Origin of the sequence: Streptomyces sp. NBC_00080, assembly GCF_045041255.1 — a bacterium.
Taxonomy (GTDB): Bacteria; Actinomycetota; Actinomycetes; order Streptomycetales; family Streptomycetaceae; genus Streptomyces; species Streptomyces coriariae.
Genome location: NZ_CP108235.1, coordinates 7,661,809 through 7,683,086, shown reverse-complemented (window position 1 = coordinate 7,683,086; position 21,278 = coordinate 7,661,809). Strand labels below are relative to the sequence as shown.

17 protein-coding genes and 1 pseudogene are annotated in these 21,278 nt (G+C 71.9%); 5 read left to right on the top strand and 13 right to left on the bottom strand.

Annotation, left to right across the window (positions count from 1 at the left end; all coding sequences use genetic code 11):
- Window positions 1–56: 56 nt before the first annotated feature.
- The 6 genes from cobT to OHU34_RS34235 all read right to left on the bottom strand — a co-directional run bounded on the left by cobT (window position 57) and on the right by OHU34_RS34235 (window position 9,622).
- Complete coding sequence (cobT, locus tag OHU34_RS34260) at window positions 57–4,325, bottom strand: nicotinate-nucleotide--dimethylbenzimidazole phosphoribosyltransferase (protein WP_405769992.1); 4,269 nt, start codon at window positions 4,323–4,325, stop codon at window positions 57–59.
- Window positions 4,326–4,794: 469 nt separating this feature from the next.
- Window positions 4,795–6,018: a precorrin-6y C5,15-methyltransferase (decarboxylating) subunit CbiE gene (gene cbiE / locus OHU34_RS34255; RefSeq protein ID WP_142269407.1), complete on the bottom strand. Its 1,224-nt coding sequence runs from the start codon at window positions 6,016–6,018 to the stop codon at window positions 4,795–4,797.
- 96 nt (window positions 6,019–6,114) lie between these two features.
- Window positions 6,115–6,753, bottom strand: coding sequence for a GNAT family N-acetyltransferase (locus OHU34_RS34250; protein WP_142269408.1), 639 nt, complete (start codon window positions 6,751–6,753; stop codon window positions 6,115–6,117).
- 169 nt (window positions 6,754–6,922) lie between these two features.
- Window positions 6,923–7,750, bottom strand: a complete 828-nt coding sequence (locus OHU34_RS34245) for a MetQ/NlpA family ABC transporter substrate-binding protein (RefSeq protein ID WP_230196432.1) — start codon at window positions 7,748–7,750, stop codon at window positions 6,923–6,925.
- A gap of 76 nt (window positions 7,751–7,826) precedes the next feature.
- Window positions 7,827–8,564, bottom strand: a complete 738-nt coding sequence (locus OHU34_RS34240) for a methionine ABC transporter permease (RefSeq protein WP_142269410.1) — start codon at window positions 8,562–8,564, stop codon at window positions 7,827–7,829.
- A complete protein-coding gene (locus OHU34_RS34235) occupies window positions 8,561–9,622 on the bottom strand; it encodes a methionine ABC transporter ATP-binding protein (RefSeq protein ID WP_142269411.1) in 1,062 nt (353 codons plus the stop codon). Before OHU34_RS34235 ends, OHU34_RS34240 begins: the two co-directional genes overlap by 4 nt.
- 614 nt (window positions 9,623–10,236) lie before the next feature.
- On the opposite strand from OHU34_RS34235, the gene OHU34_RS34230 reads away from it, so the two are divergent.
- Window positions 10,237–10,596 carry a hypothetical protein gene (locus OHU34_RS34230; protein WP_142269412.1) on the top strand — a complete coding sequence of 120 codons (360 nt, stop codon included), beginning with the start codon at window positions 10,237–10,239 and terminating at the stop codon, window positions 10,594–10,596.
- Between the two features lies 1 nt (window position 10,597).
- A complete protein-coding gene (locus tag OHU34_RS34225; RefSeq protein ID WP_142269413.1) occupies window positions 10,598–11,023 on the top strand; it encodes a hypothetical protein in 426 nt (141 codons plus the stop codon).
- On the opposite strand, the gene OHU34_RS34220 is transcribed toward OHU34_RS34225, so the two are convergent.
- From OHU34_RS34220 to OHU34_RS34210, 3 genes are all read right to left on the bottom strand, one after another.
- The gene (locus OHU34_RS34220) at window positions 11,013–11,510 is read right to left on the bottom strand and encodes a GNAT family N-acetyltransferase (RefSeq protein WP_142269414.1); all 498 of its coding nucleotides are present in this window, start codon (window positions 11,508–11,510) and stop codon (window positions 11,013–11,015) included. The two genes, OHU34_RS34225 and OHU34_RS34220, sit on opposite strands and share 11 nt — an antisense overlap.
- 45 nt (window positions 11,511–11,555) lie before the next feature.
- Window positions 11,556–12,062 (bottom strand): sigma-70 family RNA polymerase sigma factor, encoded by a 507-nt coding sequence (locus OHU34_RS34215; RefSeq protein WP_142269415.1) that lies wholly within the window; start codon window positions 12,060–12,062, stop codon window positions 11,556–11,558.
- A 67-nt stretch (window positions 12,063–12,129) separates the two neighbouring features.
- Window positions 12,130–13,311: a glycerophosphodiester phosphodiesterase gene (locus tag OHU34_RS34210; protein ID WP_142269416.1), complete on the bottom strand. Its 1,182-nt coding sequence runs from the start codon at window positions 13,309–13,311 to the stop codon at window positions 12,130–12,132.
- Window positions 13,312–13,622: 311 nt separating this feature from the next.
- Between OHU34_RS34210 and OHU34_RS34205 the strand changes: the two genes are divergently transcribed.
- Complete coding sequence (locus OHU34_RS34205; protein ID WP_142269965.1) at window positions 13,623–14,294, top strand: 1-acyl-sn-glycerol-3-phosphate acyltransferase; 672 nt, start codon at window positions 13,623–13,625, stop codon at window positions 14,292–14,294.
- A gap of 192 nt (window positions 14,295–14,486) precedes the next feature.
- Here the strand turns inward: OHU34_RS34205 and OHU34_RS34200 are convergent, their stop codons facing one another.
- From OHU34_RS34200 to argH, 4 genes and pseudogenes are all read right to left on the bottom strand, one after another.
- A complete protein-coding gene (locus tag OHU34_RS34200; protein WP_230196431.1) occupies window positions 14,487–16,010 on the bottom strand; it encodes an MFS transporter in 1,524 nt (507 codons plus the stop codon).
- A 191-nt stretch (window positions 16,011–16,201) separates the two neighbouring features.
- A pseudogene (locus OHU34_RS34195) lies at window positions 16,202–16,738 on the bottom strand (TetR/AcrR family transcriptional regulator); the annotation flags it as partial.
- 101 nt (window positions 16,739–16,839) lie between these two features.
- Window positions 16,840–17,811: an aldo/keto reductase gene (locus tag OHU34_RS34190; protein WP_142269418.1), complete on the bottom strand. Its 972-nt coding sequence runs from the start codon at window positions 17,809–17,811 to the stop codon at window positions 16,840–16,842.
- A gap of 164 nt (window positions 17,812–17,975) precedes the next feature.
- Entirely contained in the window at window positions 17,976–19,409 is a 1,434-nt protein-coding gene (gene argH, locus OHU34_RS34185) for an argininosuccinate lyase (protein ID WP_142269419.1), read from the bottom strand.
- 211 nt (window positions 19,410–19,620) lie between these two features.
- Between argH and OHU34_RS34180 the strand changes: the two genes are divergently transcribed.
- Complete coding sequence (locus OHU34_RS34180) at window positions 19,621–20,511, top strand: hypothetical protein (protein ID WP_405769984.1); 891 nt, start codon at window positions 19,621–19,623, stop codon at window positions 20,509–20,511.
- A 124-nt stretch (window positions 20,512–20,635) separates the two neighbouring features.
- Window positions 20,636–21,217: a pyridoxamine 5'-phosphate oxidase family protein gene (locus tag OHU34_RS34175; protein WP_142269421.1), complete on the top strand. Its 582-nt coding sequence runs from the start codon at window positions 20,636–20,638 to the stop codon at window positions 21,215–21,217.
- Window positions 21,218–21,278: the final 61 nt, after the last annotated feature.

Below are 21,278 nucleotides of genomic sequence, written 5' to 3'. Positions count from 1 at the left end.
CATGCGGCGGGGCCGGGGGCAGCACAAGCGCGTGCCCGCCGGCCCCTGAGCGGGCCCTACTTCTCGGTGACGCCCGCCGAATCGAACGTCGCCACCTCGTGCATCGCCCTGGCGGTGCTCTGCACCAGCGGCAGGGCGAGCAGGGCGCCCGTTCCCTCGCCGAGGCGGAGGTCGAGGTCGACCAGGGGACGCAGACCCAGCTTGTTCAGGGCGGCCACATGACCGGGTTCGGCGCTGCGATGGCCCGCGATGCAGGCCGCGAGGACCTCGGGGGCGATGGCGCGGGCGACCAGGGCGGCGGCGCCGGCGCTGACGCCGTCCAGGATCACGGGTGTGCGGAGGGAGGCGCCGCCGAGGAGGAGGCCGACCATCGCCGCGTGCTCGAAGCCGCCGATCGCGGCGAGGACGCCGATGGGGTCCGCCGGGTCCGGCTGGTGCACCTCCAGTGCGCGGCGCACCACCTCGGTCTTGCGGGCGAGGGTCTCGTCGTTGATGCCGGTGCCGCGGCCGGTGACCTCGGCCGGGTCGGCGCCCGTGAAGACCGAGATGAGGGCCGCGGACGCCGTGGTGTTCGCGATGCCCATCTCGCCCGTGAGCAGCGCCTTGTTGCCGGCCGCGACCAGGTCGCGGGCGGTCTCGATGCCGACCTCGATGGCCTGCTTGGCCTCCTCGCGGGTCATCGCGGGGCCGGTGGTCATGTCGGACGTGCCCGCGCGGATCTTGCGGGGCAGCAGACCGGGGGTCGCGGGCAGCTCGGCGGCGACGCCCACGTCCACCACGCAGACCTCGGCGCCCACCTGGGTCGCGAAGGCGTTGCAGACCGCTCCCCCGCCGAGGAAGTTGGCGACCATCTGCGCCGTCACCTCCTGCGGCCAGGGGGTGACCCCCTGAGCGTGCACCCCGTGGTCGCCGGCGAAGATCGCGACGGCCGCGGGCTCCGGGATCGGCGGCGGGCACTGCCGGGACAGGCCGGACAGCTGCGCGGAGATGATCTCCAGCATGCCGAGCGAGCCCGGCGGCTTCGTCATGCGCTTCTGCCGCTCCCAGGCCTCGCCGAGCGCCTTGGCGTCCAGCGGGCGGACACTGGCGACGGTCTCGGCGAGCAGGTCGTGCGGGTCCTCGCCGGGCAGCGCGCGACGGCCGTACGTCTCCTCGTGGACGACCCACGACAGCGGACGGCGCTTGGCCCAGCCGGCCTGCATCAGCTCGGGCTCGTCCGGGAACTCGTCGACGTAGCCGACGCACAGGTAGGCGACCACTTCGAGATGCTCGGGCAGGCCCAGCGCGCGGACCATCTCGCGCTCGTCGAAGAAGCTGACCCAGCCGACCCCGAGGCCCTCGGCGCGGGCGGCGAGCCAGAGGTTCTCGACCGCGAGCGCGGAGGAGTACGGCGCCATCTGCGGTTGGGTGTGCCGGCCGAGGGTGTGGCGGCCGCCGCGGGTCGGGTCGGCGGTGACGACGATGTTCACCGGGGTGTCGAGGATGGCCTCGATCTTCAGTTCCTTGAACTGCTTCGCCCGGCCCTTCGGCAGCGACTTCGCGTACGCGTCACGCTGCCGGGTCGCCAGTTCGTGCATCGCCTGCCGGGTGTCGGCGGAGCGGATGACGACGAAGTCCCAGGGCTGCGAGTGACCGACGGAGGGCGCGGTGTGGGCGGCCTCCAGGACACGCAGCAGCACCTCGTGCGGGATCGGGTCGGCGCGGAATCCGTTGCGGATGTCCCGGCGCTCACGCATGACCTTCAGGACGGCCTCGCGCTCGGCGTCGTCGTACGCGGGCGCGGCGGGGCCGGTGGACTCTCGAACTTCTTCCACTGGGGCCGGGCTCTCTTCCTGGTCAGCGGCCCTGGTTTCCAGGTCCTCCGGGCTCTGTGCGACATCGGGGTCGATGCCGGTCTCGGGCTCCGTGTCCGGGGTCGCCGGGGCGGAAGCGGGGTCGGCGCCGCGGGGGGCGGGGACCGTGACGGTGGTCGGGGCGGCGTCCGCTCCGGCGGTCTGTCCCGGTTCGGCCACCGCGTGGGCGGGCTGCTCCTCCGTGGGGAGCACCAGGGGGTGCGGCGGGGTCGGGGCGAGGTGCGGGGTACTGGGCACCGTGCCCTCGACCGGCACGAACCGGCCCAGGGGCTGGTCCGGCGCCGCCGACCCGACCGGCCGGTCGGGCCGCTCCTGCTGGGCGGCCAGGGGGGCGGCGGGCGACGCGAGGGCGGTCACCGGCTCCTGGACGAGCTGCGCGTGCGCGAGCGCATGCTCCTGCTGCGCCGGCTGCTGGACGGCCGTGGCGTCCACGGCCACGGGGACCGCGACCGCCACGGGCTCGGGGACGACCTGCGCGGGGGGCGCCTCGACGGGCGACTCCGCCGTCGGCGGTTCCGGCTGCGGTTCCGGCGCCTGCTCGGGCTCCGGCTCCGGCTCCGGTTCGAGCTCCTCCGCGAGGGCTGCCGCGGGGGCGGGCTCCGACGGGCCGACCGGGGCCTGGGCCTCGGGCGCGGGTTCGACTGCGGCCTCGGCTTCGGGGGCGGCCTCGGGCTCGGCGGCCGTCCCGGGGACGGTTGCTTCCGGAATGTGAGACACGGGGGCCGTGACGTGAGCGGCCTGGGCGAGGGTCTCGTGCGGAGTCTCCACCTCCGGCTGCTGCTCCGGCTCCGGCAGCGGTGCCGACCGGACGTCCTGGAGCGGCTCGACGGACTGTTCCTGAGCGGGCTCGGCCTGCGGGGCGGGCGGCACGGCGAGGGCCGCTGCGGCGGCGACCTCGGCCGACGCCACGAAGGCGTCGACGAGCAGCCCGGACTCGGAAGCGGCGGCGGGCGCGGGGACCTCCGGCACGAAGGTTGCCTCGGGCGCGGGGACCTCGGCCACCGGTCCGGGCAACTCCTCGGCGGGTGCCGCCGGTTCGGGCACGTCAGGGATGACCGTCGCCACGGGCTCGGGAGCATGGGCGACCGCGGGCGCGGGGGTGGGCTCAGCGGGGGTGGGCTCAGGGACCACGACGGCATCCGGCACGGGGACTTCGGCAGTGGTGCCGGGCGCGGGAACGAACCCGGCGACCGGGACCGCCTCCGCCGCGGGCGCCTCGTGGGCCTGGGGCTGAGCCGGTGTGTCGCCGAGGTCCGCGTGAGGCTCCACGGGCTCTACGGACTCCACTGACTCCACGGGCTGCTGGGGTTCCGGCTGCTGCTGCGCCTCGGCGGGGCTCGGCTGCCCGGCGTCGGCCGCCTGAGCGACGGTGTCCGCTGCGGAGTTCGCGTCGGAAGCCTCCGCGGGCGCTGCCGTCTCGGCGGGCTCCGTGACCTCGGCCGGGACCGCCTCCTCGGCTGCCTGGGCCACGGCCGGCTCGGCCGGCGGGGTGCCCTCGGCAGCGGCGACCGGCTGGTCCCCGTGCGCGGACTCGGGGACCGGGGGAACGTGGGCGGCTTCCGGCGCCTGCGGCGCGTCAACCGGCGCGTCGGCGGCCGGACCGGGTGTGCCGTGCGCGGTCCCGTCGTCTCCGGAGAGGGGGACGTCGGCCGCGTGCTGCCCGGCCTCCGCGACCGCGACCGCGGGTGCCTGCTCCGCCTCCGCCATCATCGCGGCTCCGAGCAGCTCGCCGGGGTCGACGACCCCGTAGCCCGCGGCAGCCCGCGCCGACACGGGCGCCTCGCCGCCGACGACTTCGGTCTCCTGTGCCTGCTGGGCCTCCTGGGCCTCTTGCGGGGCGGTCGCGGCGATCGCCTCGGTCGCCACCCGGGCGACCACGGCCTGGGCCACGCCGACCGGCTCGCGCTGCTGCGCCGCCGCGACGGCTGCCGGAGCAACCGTTTCCGCAGCCGTGGCCCCGTGCTCGACCGGCGGCTGCGCGCTGCCCCAGGGCGACGCTCCCTGCGGCGGCATCTCGCGCAGGTGCGGGGCGTCGAGGTACTCGGGGCCGGACGCGGACTGCCCGATCTGTCGTACCGGCGCGCCCGCGGGGCCGCGGTCGGCGAGGGAGCGGACCGGGCTCGCGGAGGCGTCGGGGATCGGCGGGCCGAGATGCAGAGGGCGGCGCGGGGCCGCCTGGGGCGCCGACGGGCCGGGGAGGCGGACTGCGCTGAGGTCGACCGAACCGCTGTCGCGGCCCGCCGTCTCGTGCGGGCCGGGCTCGTGCACCGTCTCCACGACCGGCTCCGGCGCGGGCGGCGCCACCTCGTTGCCCCACGCGCTCTGGGCACCCGGCAGCAGCAACAGGTCTTCGTCCTCGGCGGTGGTCTCGGAGAGGTAGGCGTACGCACCGTGCGCGGGGGCGCCCGGCTGTTCCACCATGCCTGCGCTCTCCGGCAGTCCCTCGCCCGGGACCTGGCCGGTGTCGGTCATGCGTACCCCTCGCCCATCGGTTAGTGCTTCTACGACCAGCTCACCCGGAGCGGCGCACCGACCGCCCCGTAGTGAAGAACGAGCGTCCGTGCCCAGCGGCACGAACGACCCGCCCGAAAAAGCGACAAAGCCATTCAGTGGCATTGTCCCGGCCGTAGTCGCGTCGCGACAGCGTGATCCGCGACGCCCCGCTGTGGACTGCGCCACGTTGCGCGTCCTCCGGTTCTGCCGTACCACACCCACCCCAAAAGGGATGTGTTTTCCGGACATTGACCGACGAAGCGCCGGGCGACCGGAAGCGGTACGACGATCGGCCAGCCTACCGCGCGCGGTACGACAACAGGATCACGGGGAGGGCGCGCCGGGTCACGATCGGCGGTCGGGAAGGCCCTGACCGGCGCCCGCCCGACACGGGCCCCGCACGTGTCCCTCACGTGTCCCTCACGCGTGCCCCGCCTGTCCGCAGGCCTCAGCGGGGCGACCCGCGCCTGACGATTTCTCCGGTGAGGAGGAACGCGACGCTCCGCTCCCGTTCCGTCCAGGCCCGCGTGTCGAGTTCGACGGACTGGACGAGCGAGCACTCGACGCGGTAGCCGTGCTCGGTCAGGTCGCGGCCCACGAGTTCGGCGGCGTCGCGGGTCCCGGCGTGGGTGACGATGCGCTGCGGACGGCGGTCGGCGACGGCGGAGACCACGGCCGCTCCCCCGCCGCCGACCCGTACGACGTCGGGTTCGGGCAGGTTCTCCAGGACGTGCGGAGCGGTGCCGTGGACGATCTGGAGCTGGACGCCGTGGCGGCGCGCGGAGCTGTCGGTGCGGGCGCACGCGTCGAGGTCCCGGTCGACGGCGAGGACGGCCGCGCCCGCCCGCGCCGCCTCGGTCGCGAAGGCGCCGCTGCCGCAGCCGATGTCCCAGACGAGATCGCCGACGCGCGGTCCGAGCCGGGCGAGTTGGGCGGCGCGCAGCAGCTCCGTCTCGCCCTCGCCGAGTTCGCCGCCGTACGCCTCGGCGGGCAGCGCCCAGCCGCGCGGGCCGGTGCCCGGGTCGCGGCCGGCGATCCAGCCGCTGTCCCCGGAGACGACCGGCCCGGTGGGACCGCCGATGACGATGACGACGTTGGGGTCGCGCCAGGTGTGGTCGGCGGCCTTGTCGGAGGTGACGACGCTGACCTGTTCGCGGGTGGTGCCGAGTTCCTCGCAGACGACGAACGTGCGGTGCACGCCGTCCATGAGCAGGCCGAGCTCGGCGGGGCCCGCGCCCGGGGAGGTGAGGACGGCGACCTTGGTGTGGGCGCGGCAGACGTTCACGGCGCGGCGCAGGGTGCGCCGGTGGGCGACGACCACATGGGCGTCGTCCCAGGGCATGCCGGCGCGGGCGAAGGCGGCGGCGACGGCGGAGACGGCCGGGACGACCTCGACCTCCAGGCCGAACTCGGGTGCGCGCAGGGTCCGTACGACGCCGAAGAAGCCCGGGTCGCCGTCGGCGAGGACGACCGCGGTACCGCGGTGGCCCGCGATGCGGCGGGCGGCGAGGGAGACGCTGCCGAGCCGGACGCGCTCCGCCGCGGGCGGCACCTCGGGCAGCGTCAGGTGGTGGGGGGCGCCGGCCACCAGCGTGGCGGCACCGAGGGCGGAGCGGGCCGCGGCGGTCAGCGGCGAACCGTCCCATCCGATCACCGTGACGCGGTCGGCCATCGTCGTCAGTCTCCCCCGGGGTTCACGCAGGTAGCGGGCTCCGTGAGGGTACCTGGTCGGTGGGTCACGGCAATGGTGGTGGCACCGGCGCGGGGGTCAGTTCCAGTCGGTGTACGACGTGAAACCGCCGCTCTCCGCGAAGTGCTCCCCGGGGCCCTCCAGGTCCTCCGGGAGGAGGCTCCACACGATGTAGTCGGTGCGCACCTCGTTCCACCTGCCGTCCTCGGCCCGGGCGCGTGCTATGCAGGCGCCGCGCAGCACGCCCTCGCTGATACAGCCGATCTTCTGCGCGACCTGCTGGGAGGCGGTGTTGTCGGCGGCCGTGCGCAGCTCGATGCGCTCGAACCTCTGGTCGCGGACCAGCCATTGGGCGGTGGCCAGCGCCGCCTCGGAGGCGTAGCCCTCGCCGCGCGCCCAGGGCGCGATGATGTACGACAGTTCGGTGGAGCGGACGTGCCAGTTGGTCTTGGCGAGCTGGACGACGCCGACCAGGCGCTGGGTGAGGAACTCGGTGACGGCGAGGTCGAGGCCGCGGCCCTCGGTGCGTTCGGTGGGCGCGTACTCGGTGATCCAGCGGCGGGCGGCCGCCTCGTCGTAGGGCTGGGGCACCGCGGTCCAGGCCGCGACCTGCTCGTCGTTCATCATGTCGGCCAGGGCCGGCACGTCGTCCTCGTCGAGGGGACGCAGCACCAACCGCTCCGTGCTGATGGAGATGGTGGGGAAGGTGCTCGTCATGCGCCGCTCCGTAACCTTCGATACTTCGGGGTGTGACCTGCCGACCCGTCAGGGTCCGCTGAACTGCCCAGCATGCAGCATGTGGGCCCGGAACCACACCACGGGGTCCACACCAGGTGATGGTGCGGACCCCGGGCGCAAGTGCCGGTACCCCGGCCGGTCGAGGTGTTCAGAACGAGGCGATGACGGAGCCGTCGTACTTGTCCTCGATGAACTTCTTGACCTCGGCGGAGGTGAGGAGCTTGGCGAGCTTCTTCACCCGCGGGTCGTCCTCGTCGCCGTCCTTGACGGCGAGGAAGTTGCCGTACGGGTTGTCCGTGGCGGACTCCAGGACGAGGGCGTCCGACGCGGGCTTCAGGTCGGCCTCGATGGCGTAGTTGCCGTTGATGACGGCGGCGTCCACGTCGTCCAGGGAGCGCGGGGTCTGGGCCGCCTCCAGCTCCTTGAACTTGAGCTTCTTCGGGTTCTCGGTGATGTCCGCGGGGGTCGCGTCGTTGCCCACACCGGCCTTGAGGGTGATGAGCTTGTTCGCGGCGAGCAGCTTCAGGGCGCGGGCCTCGTTGACGCTGTCGTTGGGAACCGCGATCGTCGCGCCGCTCTTCAGGGCGTCGGCGCTCTTGACCTTGTGGGAGTAGAGGCCGAGCGGCTCCAGGTGGACCGTGACGACGGGCACGATGTGGGTGCCGTTCTTCTTGTTGAAGTCGTCGAGGTACGGCTGGTTCTGGAAGTAGTTGGCGTCGACCGAGCCGTCCTCCGTCGCCGTGTTCGGCGTGACGTAGTCGGTGAACTCCTTGACCTCCAGGTCGAGTCCCGCCTTCTTCGCCAGGTTGTCCTTGACGAAGTCGAGGATCTCGGCGTGCGGGGTGGGGCTCGCGGCGACGGTCAGCGGGCCGCTGGTGTCGGAGGCGGCGTCCTTGTCCGAGCCGCAGGCGGTCAGCCCCAGGGTGAGGGCGCCGACGGCGAGGACTGCGGTGGTGAACTTGGCGGTGTTACGCACGAAAAGTGCCTTTCCTGAGGGTGTAGCGACCCGCGTGGGGTGTGCGGGGGATCATGGGGAGCGGCCCTGGGTGGGCTCAGGCGACCTTGCCGATGTCCGCGGCGGCCGGCTCCTTGGCCTTCAGGAGCCGGAGCCTGGGCGCGGCGCCCGAGCTGCCGCCGCGGCGGTGCAGGGAGCGGGCGGCGTAGTCGCCGGCGAACTGGATGAGCGAGATGACGACGGCGAGGATCGCCACCGTGATCCACATCAGCTCGGTCTCGAAACGCTGGTAGCCGTAGCGGATGGCGATGTCGCCGAGGCCGCCCGCGCCGACCGTGCCGGCCATGGCGGAGTAGCCGATCAGGGCGACGATCGTGGTCGTGGTGCTCGCGATGAGCGAGGGCAGGGACTCCGGCACGAGGACCTTGCGCACGATCGTCCAGGTGTTGCCGCCCATCGCCTGCACGGCCTCGACGAGTCCGCCGTCCACTTCGCGGACGGCCGTCTCGACCAGGCGCGCGAAGAACGGGATGGCCCCGATGGCGAGCGGCACGATCGCGGCCTCGCGGCCGATGGTCGTCCCGGTGATCGTGCGGGTGAAGTTCATCAGCGCGACCATCAGGATGATGAACGGCAGCGAGCGGGCGATGTTCACGACCTGCCCGATCACCTTGTTGGCGGCCAGGTTCTGCAACAGGCCGCCCCGGTCGGTGAGGACCAGCAGGACACCGAGCGGGAGACCGCCGACGACGGCGATGAGCGTGGACCAGCCGACCATGTAGAGGGTGTCCCAACACGCCTGGGACAGCAGGGGCTGCATCTCGGACCAGGTCACTTGGCACCTTCCTTCAGCAGCGCGGGCTCCTGGGCCGCGTCGGCGGTGTCCGCCGTGTGGTCGACGATGTCGATCTGGAGGCCCTGTTCGCGCAGGAAGCCGATCGGCACCACGTTGTCCTCGTAGCGGCCGGGCAGTTCGATGCGCATGCGGCCGACCTGGAGCCCGCCGACGGTGTCGATGGCGGCGCCGAGGATCGAGATGTCGATGTTGTAGGTACGCGACAGCCGGGAGATGACGGGCCGGGTGGCGGCCTCGCCGTGGAAGGTGACGTCGACGACCGTGCGGTCCTCGCCGGTGGCGTCGCCGCCGACCGGGAAGAGCGCGCCGGCCAGCTCGGAGCCCGGGGTCGCGAGCAGCTCGCCGACCGTGCCGGACTCGACGACGCGGCCGTTCTCCATCAGCGCGGCGGAGTCGCAGATCGACTTCACCACGTCCATCTCGTGCGTGATGAGCAGGACGGTCAGGCCCAGCTGCCGGTTCAGGTCGCGCAGCAGCTGGAGGATGGAGCGGGTGGTCTCCGGGTCGAGGGCACTGGTGGCCTCGTCGGAGAGCAGCACCTTGGGGTCGCCGGCGAGGGCGCGGGCGATGCCGACGCGCTGCTTCTGACCGCCGGAGAGCTGGGCCGGGAAGGACTTCGCCTTGTCTGCGAGACCGACCAGGTCGAGCAGCTCCAGCGCCTTGCGGGAACGTTCCTGTCCCGATATGCCGAGGATCTCCAGGGGCAGTTCGACGTTGTCCTGCACGGTTCGTGAGGACAGCAGGTTGAAGTGCTGGAAGACCATGCCGATCCGGCTGCGCGCCTGCCGCAGCTCCTTGCCGGCCCGGGGTCCGCGCCCGGCGAGCGCGGTGAGGTCCTGTCCGGCGACGGTGACCGTGCCGGCGGTGGGGCGCTCCAGGAGGTTGATGCAGCGGATGAGCGAGGACTTGCCGGCGCCGGACTGGCCGATGACGCCGTACACCTCGCCTTCGCGGACGTGGAGGTCGACGCCGTCGAGGGCGGTGACCTCACGGCCGCGCGAGCGGTAGACCTTCGTGAGGCCCGTGGTGGTGATCACGTGGAATTCCGTCACTGTCGAGTGCGCGGGCGTGGGTGTGCCCGGGCGCACGGGTGCAGGCTGTCAGGGACGCGACACGGCTCTCGCTGTGGCGGGGAACCGGGGAGAAACATGTGCGCGGGGCGCGGCTACGTCATGTACGGCGGACTTGCGGCGCACGGACATGCCACGGCGTCTCGCTTCGGGGCGCGAGCTCGGGGGTGGTGCGGGGGCCCTCTAGAAGGCGCACATTCGACACATACAACGAGCACCGGGCGTCATGGTCGCCTCGGTCGCAAGGGTGCGGCTGCTCGTAGTGGTCATGAGCATCAGTAAAGCAGACGTACGGTCCTGACCGAGACCCCGCTGTCCGCATGCCGGACAGCCGTGGACGGTGTACGGATCCGCTCCGGCCACGCCCGAAGGTCTCCACTCCCCTGACCGTGACCAGCTCCGCCAAGGCGGACCGGCCCTTCGTCCGATGGTCGCGTCGAGCCCGCGGCCCCGGTGCGCTGTGGCCAACGCCACGGTCTCCGGACGGCGGGCAGACGGCGTTCGGGCACGTCCTCCCGGACTCGGCACCGGGCCACGGGGCCGAGTCCGGGACGCCGGATACGCCGTAATAGGGTCACAGCATGCTTGATGCCCTGACGCTGGTGACCGGCGTCGCCGCGTTGCTGCTCGCCGCCTGGTGCGGCTGGGCCGCCTACCGTGACCAGCCGACTAAGGACTGGCATCTCATCGGGATGGCCGTGGTCTCCTTGCTGGCCGTGATCCAGCTGGCGGTCGGGATCGTCCAGCTGACGCGGGGCGAGAAGCCGGAGCAGGGTACGACGATCTTCGTGGCGTATCTGCTGGGGGCGCTCGCGTGCGTTCCGGCGGCGGGGCTCATGTCACTGTCCGAGCGCACCCGCTGGGGTTCGGTGACCGCCGCCGCGGGCGCGGTGGTGCTCGCCGTGCTCGAAGTGCGGCTCTACGACATCTGGGGAGGCTGAGATGGCGGCGGTGGACGACGAGCCGGAGCGGCTCATCAGCGGGCCCGGGATCCTCCTGGTGTGGTTCTACGGCGTGATGGTGGTCGGGGCGGTGTCGCGGTCGGCGTACCAGATCGCGACCGAGTTCGACCGGGCACCGCTTGCCTACGCACTCTCGGCCCTGGCGGGCGTGGTGTACGGATTCATCACGTACTCGCTGGTGCGGGGCGGCGAGACCGCCCGCAGGGCGGCGCAGGTGTGCTGCGCCGCCGAGCTGGCGGGGGTGCTGATCGTCGGCACCTGGACGCTGGTCGAGCCGTCGGCCTTCCCGGACTCGACCGTGTGGTCGAAGTACGGGATGGGGTACGTGTTCATCCCCGTGTTGCTGCCGCTGTCCGCCCTGTACTGGCTGCGGAAGTCCCGCACCGCTCCGCGCCCTACGCCGTAGCCGCGTACTCCCCGGCCTGCTTCTCCAGGACGATCATCATGACGCCGTCCGCGCCCTGCGAGGTGCCGACCGTCTCGTAGCCGACCCGGCGGTAGAGGCGGAGGTTGCCCTCGCTGCGATGGCCGGTGAAGAGGCGGAACTTCTTGGCGCCGCGCTCCTCGGCCAGCGCTCCCTCGGCCGCGCGGAGCAGCCGCGCGCCGATGCCGTGGCCCTGGAGGCGCGGGTGGACGCAGAGCTTGCCGATGGCGGCGGCGCCGTCCTCGGTGAGACCGCCTCGTACGGAGCCGACCACCTCGTCGCCCAGGCGGGCCACGAAGACGCAGTCGGCGGCGAGTTCCTGCCGGACCGAGTCGAGGCTCTGGACCAGCGGGGCGATGCGGTAGTTGGCATACAGCGCGGCTTCACTCTGGAAGCACAGGTACTGCAATCTGAAGATCTGCTCGGCGTCCTGCTCGGTCGCCTCCGAGATGGTCACGCTCATGCCCATGTGCGCACGCCTCCCGCTCACCTGATCGCCTGTGGTCCTTCACTCCTATCCCCGCACTTCGCGGGCCGCAACCTCCGGCGCCAGCAAACGCCGAAGACATCCCAGACATCTGGAACGTTCCGGTCCGAGACTGCCCTGTGAGATACCCAACTCCCCCGCGATCTCCCGGTAGGTGAGGTCCCGGGGCGACAGAAGTGCCTGGAGGAGGCGGGAGCAGCGGCCGGGCAACCGGTGCACGGCCTCGCGCAGGGCGCGGTGCCGGGCGGCGGCGAGGGCGAGCTGCTCGGGCCCGCGGTCGAGGTCGTCGGCGGGGTCGCTGTCGTACGGCTGCTCGCGGCGGGTCGTACGACGGGTGCGGCGGACCTCGGCGCGGACGGCCCTGCGCAGCCAGCCGTGAGGGTCGGGGGGCGGGCCGTCGGTGGCGAGGTGCTCCAGCAGGCGGAGCCAGACCGCCTGTTCCAGGTCGCCGGGTTCGGTCCCGGTGGCATGGGCCTCGGCGGAGGCCTCCGCGGTGAGCAGCGGGCGCAGGGTGGTGAGCAGGTCGTGCGTCATATGCCACACGATGCGGCCGCCCGGGCGGCTGGTTGCCCGGGCGGCCGACTGTCACTCCAACGGGGACTCAGCCGTTGACGAAGTCCGCGCGGGCCAGCAGTCCGGTGTCCGGGTTGTCCGTGAAGACACCGTCGATGCCGGTCGCGAAGTAGGTGCGGAACGCGCCGAAGGAATCACCGTAGGCGTCCGCGTCCGTGCCCTTGCGGAAGCTGGTGGGCAGGAAGGGGTTCTCGTTGCGCATGGTGTACGGGTGCAGCACCAGGCCGACCGCGTGGGCGTCCTTCACCAGCGTGGTCGGGGTGGTGAGGTTGCCGGCGGCGTCCTTCGGGATCACCAGGTCGAGGGTCGGTCCGATGCCCTGGGCGTAGCCCGCGATCTCCCGGAGGCCCGCCCGGGTGACCAGGTCGGCGACCGTGCGCGGGTCACCCGCCTCGACGAAGTCCCAGGGGCGCGAGCTCGCGCCGGACAGCAGCACCACGAGGGGGTTGTCGACCAGCTTGTTCAGGCGCTGGATGCTGCTCGGCTCGAAGGACTGCACGATGACCGGCGAGTTCTTGCGGTCCTTGCCGTACTTGTGCAGCAGCTTGGCGACCCGCTCCTCCAGACCCAGGCCCAGCTTGCGGAAGTAGGTGGGGTGCTTGGTCTCGGGGTAGATCCAGACCTGCCTGCCGCGCTTGCGGGTCTGCTCGTCCTGCCACTTCAGGACTTCCTCGAAGGTGGGGATCTCCCAGCGGCCGTCGTAGAGCGTGTTGTGCGGGCGGTTCGCCGGGATGCGCTCGACGGCGCGCAGGGTCTTCAGCTCGGCGAGGGTGAAGTCCTCGGTGAACCAGCCGGTCGTGGAGACGCCGTCGAGGACCTTCGTGGTCTTGCGGCCGGCGAACTCCGGATGGTCGGCGACGTCCGTGGTCCCGCCGATCTCCGGCTCGTGACGGCACACCAGGTGGCCGTCCCTGGTGGGGACGAGGTCCCCCGCCTCCACGATGTCGGCACCCAGGTCGAGGGCGAGCTGGTACGAGCCGAAGGTGTGCTCGGGCCGGTATCCGCTGGCGCCGCGATGACCGATGATCGTCGGCACGGGCAGGCTCTTCAGGCCCTTGCCGGCGCGGGACGAGTCGGCGGCTCTCGCCGTGCCCGACAGGCCGAGGACCGTTCCGGTGGCACCGAGCACGGCGGCGCCGAGAAGCGCCCGCCGTCCGGTTCCGCCCGCGCCCGCCTGTTGGTTCGACTCCTGCGTGCCCTGCGTTCCCATGAGGGGCCTCCTGCCGTCGGCTCGTCCGTGCGGCCCGATCGTAGGGGCGTGGACATGACCGTCGGGAGACCTCGGTCCCAACACGCGGGTGACGGGGGATGGCATGTGCCGTACGGCCGTCCGGCCGGTTCCCGCGGTAGTTCACCGCGTTCCGGGCAGATGACAGGGAGGCGACGATGCCGCCGTCCAGGTAAACGTACGTCAACAGTGCGTAAGACCTGGGTGACCCGATGTGCGTCACCCCCGGCGCCGCGAGTATCGTCCTCACCTGCACAGACTCATACCGTTTTCCCTTGACATCGGAGGGCTCGTTGTCCCGCTTCGTGCTCATCAAGGCAGTACTCGGACCGGTCATGCGCCTGATGTTCCGCCCCCGGGTCGAGGGCGCGGAGCACATCCCTGGCGACGGCCCCGTCATCCTGGCAGGCAACCACCTCACGTTCATCGACTCGATGATCCTTCCGCTCGTGTGCGACCGGCAGGTCTTCTTCATCGGCAAGGACGAGTACGTCACCGGCAAGAGCCTCAAGGGCCGGTTCATGGCCTGGTTCTTCACCGGGGTCGGCATGATCCCGGTGGACCGCGACGGCGGCCGCGGCGGCGTGGCGGCGCTGATGACCGGGCGGCGGGTGCTGGAGGAGGGGAAGGTCTTCGGCATCTACCCCGAAGGCACCCGGTCGCCCGACGGCCGGCTGTACCGGGGGCGGACCGGTATCGCCCGCCTGACGCTGATGACCGGGGCGCCGGTCGTTCCCTTCGCGATGATCGGCACGGACAAATTGCAGCCGGGCGGAGCGGGGATGCCCCGGCCGGGGCGGGTCACCGTCCGGTTCGGCGAGGCGATGGAGTTCTCCCGGTACGACGGGATGGACCGGGACCGGTACGTGCTGCGGGCCGTGACGGACTCGGTGATGACCGAGGTCATGCGGTTGTCGGGGCAGGAGTACGTGGACATGTACGCCACCAAGGCGAAAGCCGCGTAACGCCTCCGGCGGAGCGGGGGCCGGGGGCCGTTTTCCGGTGCGGGTGCGCCGTGGCTCGTCGCGCAGTTCCCCGCGCCCCCGAGGTTGGGGGACTTGCCCGGTGACGCGTGGGATCCACTCCCCGCGTCGCCGAGGTTGCGGGGCTTGCCCGGTGACGCGTGGGGTGTTCCCCGCGCCCCTGGCTGTAGACCTCTACCCGGCGTTTTCCAGGTGCTGTCCCCTGAGCAGGAACCACGCCGCCACCGCTGTCGCCAGCAGGACCGCCGCGCCCGCTCCGGACGCCACGGTCAGGCCGTCGACGAACGCCTCGCGGGCCGACGACAGCATCTCCTCGGCCGCGGCCGGCGACATGTGCCCCGCCGCCTCCACCGCGCCGCCCAGTGATTCGTGCGCCCCTTCCGGCGTGCCCGCCGGGGCCGCGAAGCCCCTGTACACGCCGGTCACGATCGAGCCGAGTACCGCGATACCGAGGGCCGCGCCGAGTTCGTACGCCGTCTCGGACACCGCGGACGCCGCTCCGGCCTGGTCCTTGGGCACGGAGCCCAGGATGACGTCGGCGGTCACCGTGAAGGAGAAACCCGCTCCCACGCCGACCAGCAGCAGAGCGGCGCCCAGCACGGGGTAGGCCGTGGACTGGCCGATCGTCGTCAGAGCGGCCAGCGCGAGGCCGATCGCCGCGAGACCGCCGGAGACCACGGCCCGTACCGAGAGGCGGCGGGCCGCCCGGCCCGCGATCAGGCCGGCCACCACCGCGCCGACGGCGGCGGGCAGTTCGGCCAGACCCGCCTCCAACGGGCGCCTGCCCTGGACCAGCTGGAGGTACTGGGAGAGGAAGAACACCAGGCCGGACAGGCCCAGGATGGTCAGCAGGTCGGCCAGGACCGCGCCGCTGAAGCCGCGGTTGCGGAACAGGCGCATGTCCAGCAGGGGAGCCGGCAGGGTCAGCTGGCGGCGGACGAAGCCGTAGAGCGCGGCCGCGCCCAACAGACCCGTGCCGAGCGAGATCCCGGTGAAGCCGTGCGTGGCGGCCTCCTTGACGGCGTAGACGATGCCGATCATGCCGACCAGGGACAGCAGCACGCTGGGCAGGTCCCACGGGCCCGGGTTCGGGGTGCGGGACTCGGGAAGCGTCCTGATGCCGACGACGACCAGGACGACCATCACGGGCAGGTTGATGAGGAAGACCGAGCCCCACCAGAAGTGTTCGAGGAGGAAGCCGCCCACGATGGGACCGACCGCGGTACCCGCGGAGGCGGTCGCGCCCCAGATGCCGACCGCGAGGCTGCGCTCGCGCGGGTCGTGGAACAGGTTGCGGATCAGGGCGAGGGTGGCGGGCATCAGGGTCGCGCCGGCCACGCCGAGCAGGGCCCGGGCCGCGATCATCGTCTCCGGGGTCGTCGCGTAGGCGTTGAGGACCGATATCAGCCCGAACGCGGTGGCGCCCATGAGCAGGATCCGCTTGCGGCCGATGCGGTCGCCGAGGCTGCCCATCGAGACGAGCAGACCGGCGATGACGAAGGAGTAGACGTCGCCGATCCAGAGGAGCTGGGTGCCGGAGGGCTCGAGGTCCTCGCTGATGTACGGGGTCGCGAGACCGAGGACGGTCGCGTCGACGGCCACCAGCAGCACGGCGAGCACGAGGACGGAGAGCGCGAGCCAACGGTCCGGACGCTTCACCGCCCCGTTCGTGGTCGCCGGCCGCAGGGTGCTGGTCATGATTCCTCTATCCGTGATGCCGAACTCCGGGGTGCGGGGTTCCGTGATGCGGGGTTCTGTGTCGCTGGGCCGCGGGGTGCCTGAGTGCGGGTTTCCGGGCCGGGGGTGTCCGGGCCCGAGGTGTCCGGGCCGCGGGTGTCCGGGCCCGAGGTGTCCGGGCCGCGGGTGTCCGGGGTCTGTGCCGGGGGTGGTCTCAGCGCGCCGCCGAGCAGCAGCTCGGCGATCATGTGCTGGAAGTCCTTGGGGGCGCCCTTGCCGCTCTGCACCATCCAGGCGCCGGAGGCCAGCAGGCCGAACAGCGCCTCGGTGAGCCAGGCGGGCGTGAGGTCGATGCGGAACTCGCCGCTCAGTTGTCCGCGCCGGAAGAGGTCCGAGATCCGGTCGTCTATCCGGGTCCAGCCGTGGTTCAGTTCCTCGCCCTCGAACAGCTGGTTCTCGGTGTAGAGGAAGGCGAGCAGGCCGGCTGCCGGTTCGATCTCCCGGATGAGCCGGCGTACGGCGTCGGGCCCGGGGCCCTCGTCCAGCCGCGCCGCGTCCAGAGCGGTCTCGCACTCCGCGATGCCGAGGGCCTCCAGGGCCCGCACCAGCGCGTCGCGGCCGGCGAAGTGACGGTGCAGTGTGGCCCGGCTGATCCCGGCCGCCTTGGCCACCTCGTCCATCGTCGCCGTGGATTTGCGGGTCAGCAGGGCCGCGGCTCCGCGCAGCACTTGATCACGATCGACAGCCATGAGACAAGACTAACCCAGATGAGACACTGATGTCTCATCCTGGGCGTGCGTGAGCCACTCGGGCGTGCTCACTGCCGGGGCCGGACGGTCCGGCGGGTGCCTCAGTGCCAGGGCAGGCTGCCGCGCCGCTCCCAGTAGGCTCCCGGCTCCTCCGCCAGCCCGGCCAGCCGGTCCACCTGATCGTCGTCGAGGTCCACGACCGCCGCGTGCAGGTTGGAGGCGAGCTGGGTGGCGGTCGCCGCGCCGGAGAGGACGACGCCGGCCCAGGGCTGCCGCAGGATCAGCGCGAGGGCGACCGCGTCGCAGCCGAGCGACGTCTGTGCCGCCACGGCCTTCAGGGCGTCCGGCGCATGCGGCTGGGCGAGGCGACCGTTGGCCATGCCCTCCTTCACGATCACCGTGAGTCCGGCGTCATGGGCCTCGGCGAGGGCGGGACCGGCCGAGGTCTCCAGCGCGTTGTACGTCGACTGGACGGTACGGAAGAGGGGCTCGCCGTCGACCGTCACGGCGAGGGCGGCGCGGATGGCGTCGGCCTGCGCGGGGCCGCTGGTGGAGAAGCCGACGGTGAGACCCTGCGCGGCGGACTCGGCCAGCTTCGCGTGGAGTTCCTTGTCGGTGAGGGCGGGACTGTCCGGGGTCACCGAGTGGATCTGGTAGAGGTCGAGCCGGTCGCCGAGCAGTTCCGCCGTCTCGGCGCGCTGCCGTTCGTACGTCGGGAGCCCGTGGTCCTTGACCTCGTGCCGCTCCGCGTCCGTGGTCCAGTCGGCGGTGTAGGTGTAGCCCCACTTGCTGCCCACCACGATGTCGTCCGCGTCGGGCCTGGCCTTGAGCCAGTCGGCGAGGAACTCCTCGGAACGGCCGTAGGAGCGGGCCACGTCGAAGTAGCGGACGCCCTGGGCATAGGCGGCGTCGAGGAGTTCGTGGGTGCGGGCGCGCAGCGATTCGACGCTGCGGTCCGCTCCGAGGTCGGTTTCCCGGCCGAGGTTGATGTAGCCGGGGCGGCCGACTGCGGCGAGGCCCAGTCCGAGGTGGCAGGTGGGGGTCGTCGCTGTGGCCAGTCGGGCGAAGGGCATCGCGGGCTCCGTTGGTCGGCTGCGGTACGGCTTGCGACCAACGTAGCCCGTCGTGACCTTCGGTGAGTGCGGGGCGCCTCGGAGCTCGGGAGGTACGGCTCGTCGGCGGGTGCGGGTGGTGCGTGGCCTGTCACGCAGTCCCCGCACCCCTCAGAGCGCCGCCCTCAGCGCTTGTCCTTGGCCGTTGCCCACGCGTGCTGGGCCGCCACGTCCGCCTTCACCTCCGCGAGCTGGATCGCCACCGCGCTGGGCGCCGTACCGCCACGGCCGTCGCGGGAGGCGAGGGCGCCGGGGACGTTGAGGACGGAGCGCACCTCGGGGGTGAGGTGGGCGGAGATCTTCGCGAACTGCTCGTCGGTGAGGCCGTCGAGCTCCTTGCCGTCGGCCTCGGCGACCTTGACGCACTCGCCGGCGACCTCGTGCGCGACCCGGAACGGCACGCCCTGCTTGACCAGCCACTCGGCGATGTCGGTGGCGAGCGAGAACCCGGCCGGGGCCAGCTCCTCCATGCGCTCGCGATGGACGGTGAGGGTGGCGACCATGCCGGTGAAGGCGGGGAGCAGGACCTCGAGCTGGTCGCAGGAGTCGAAGACCGGCTCCTTGTCCTCCTGGAGGTCACGGTTGTAGGCGAGCGGGAGGGCCTTGAGGGTCGCCATGAGACCGGTCAGGTTGCCGATCAGGCGGCCCGACTTGCCGCGCGCCAGCTCCGCGATGTCGGGGTTCTTCTTCTGCGGCATGATCGACGAGCCCGTGGAGAACGCGTCGTGCAGCGTCACGAAGGAGAACTCCTTCGTGTTCCAGATGATGATCTCCTCGGAGATCCGGGAGAGGTTCACGCCGATCATCGCGGTGATGAAGGCGAACTCGGCGACGAAGTCGCGGGACGCCGTGCCGTCGATGGAGTTGCCGACGCTGCCGCGCTCGAAGCCGAGGTCCTCGGCCACCGCCTCCGGGTCCAGGCCGAGGGAGGAACCCGCCAGGGCGCCGGAGCCGTACGGCGACACGGCGGTGCGGTCGTCCCACTGACGCAGGCGTTCCGCGTCCCGGGACAGCGACTGCACATGGGCGAGGACATGGTGGGCGAAGAGCACCGGCTGGGCGTGCTGGAGGTGGGTGCGGCCGGGCATCGCCACGTCCGGGTGGGCCTCCGCCAGGCCGATCAGGGCGTCCTGGAGCTCGGCGATCAGGCCGCCGAGGATCCGGGCGTGGTCGCGCAGGTACATCCGGAAGAGGGTGGCGACCTGGTCGTTGCGGGAGCGGCCCGCGCGCAGCTTGCCGCCCAGGTCGGCGCCGAGGCGTTCCAGGAGGCCGCGCTCCAGGGCGGTGTGGACGTCCTCGTCGGCGATGGTGCCCACGAAGGAACCGTCGGCGACGTCCGCCTCGAGCCGGTCGAGGCCGTCGATCATCCGGGTCAGCTCGTCCTCGGTGAGCAGGCCCGCCTTGTGCAGCACGCGCGCGTGGGCACGCGAACCGGCGATGTCGTAGGGCGCGAGGCGCCAGTCGAAGTGGACGGAGGCGGACAGCTTCGCCAGTGCCTCGGCGGGACCGTCGGCGAAACGGCCGCCCCAGAGCCTTACGTCACCGCTGTTGCTGCTCACTTGCGTTGCTCCTCACCACTGCGCTCCACGTCATGCATGAGTATGCAGTGCTCTGCATGATTCGTCAATTCCACTCGAGGCGGCCACCCGGTTCCCGATCCCGAGAACTTTTTGAAGGGAGTTTGAACAACAGCAACCGCTTACCCGTACTCACGACTGAACGCCGGCGCCGCGTTTGTACACCCACTCCTGACCCAAGTGAGGCATCCGCATGTCCAGGGCTCTTCCGAAGTACAACAAGCGTCGCGTGGTCGTCATCGGCGCGGCCGCCGCTCTGGCACTGTCCGGCGCGGTCGTCGTCAACTCCGCCCTCGCCGGGGAGTCGTCCAAGAGCAGCGGCTCGACCAACGCCAAGACGCTCGCCAGCCCCGGCACCATCTCGTGCCCGGACGTGGCCTCCCAGCTTCCCGCGATCCCGGCCTCCGCGCAGGCCGAGGTCGACCGCAACCTGGCCCTGCTGCAGACGCAGATCGCAGAGGCCAACAAGCGGCTGGTCGACACCGTGGGCCAGGGCGGGGCGAACTTCGTACAGAACGCGATCCTCGGCCCACTGGAGGGCAAGCGGGTCTCCACGATCGACCGCATCGCCATCTCGATCGGCCGCCAGGGCACGAAGCCGCAGGGCCTCGACGCGCTCGCACCGTGCGCCCTCGACGCGGGCGGCGTCGCGGACACCGGTGCGGACGCCGGCGGCGACGCCGCGGGCGACGAGGCCGAGGCCACGCCCGGCGCGGAGGAGACCGCCGCCGAAGGAGCGGACGGCGGCGCGGCGGAGACGGGCGACGACACCGGCGCCGACGCGGCCGGCGTGGGCACCATCAGCTGCCCGGACGTCGCCTCGCAGCTCCCGGAGATCCCCGCCACCGCGCAGGCCGAGGTGGACCGGAACCTGGCGCTGCTCCAGACGCAGATCGACGAGGCCAACACCCGCCTCCAGAACACGGTCGGCCAGGGTGGCGCCAACTTCGTGCAGAACGCGATCCTCGGCCCGCTGGCGGACAAGCGGGTCTCCACGATCGACCGCATCGCCATCTCGATCGGCCGCAAGGGCACCAAGCCGCAGGGCCTCGACGCCCTGGCCGCCTGCACGTTGAACAAGTGACGTGACAGGCACGGTGGCCGCCCCGAGAAGCGCCGGCCGGGGCGGCCGCTGTGACATGTTCACACCCCACCTGTCTTCCTATTTCCTTAGACACGCGAAAGGCTTTCCCGGATAATCGTTAGACATGGGAAAGACCTACGAGCGCATCGACGGCAGACTCCGCACGTTCATCGAGGAGCAGCCCCTTTTCTTCACCGCGACCGCCCCGCTGTCCGGCGACGGCACGGTGAACCTCTCCCCCAAGGGCCTCAAGGGCTCGTTCGCCGTTCTCGACGAACTCACCGTGGCCTACCTCGACTTCGCCGGCTCCAACGCGGAGACCATCGCACACCTGCGGGAGAACGGCCGGATCACCCTGATGTGGTGCGCCTTCCAGGGACCGCCGAACATCGTGCGGGTGCACGGCCGCGGGGAACCCGTCTTCCGCGACGACCCGCGATTCCCGGAGCTCCTCGCCCGCTTCCCGGACCTGGACCCGACTCCGCACGGGTTGCGCGCGATCATCGTCGTGCACGCCGAACTCGTACGGGACACCTGCGGGTACGCGGTGCCCTTCATGACGTACGACGAGGAGCGCGAGCTGCACGCCAAGCGGTTCGCGCGGGAGGACGACGAGTCGCTCAGCGCCTACTTCGCGAAGAAGGAGCACATCGCCACGAGCATGGACGGACTGCCCGGACTGCCGTTGCCCCTGAGTCCGATTTGACGCGCATATTCTTTCTGTACAGACAGTCAACACTTGTGCCTCTTGGGGTATTTGACGGAAT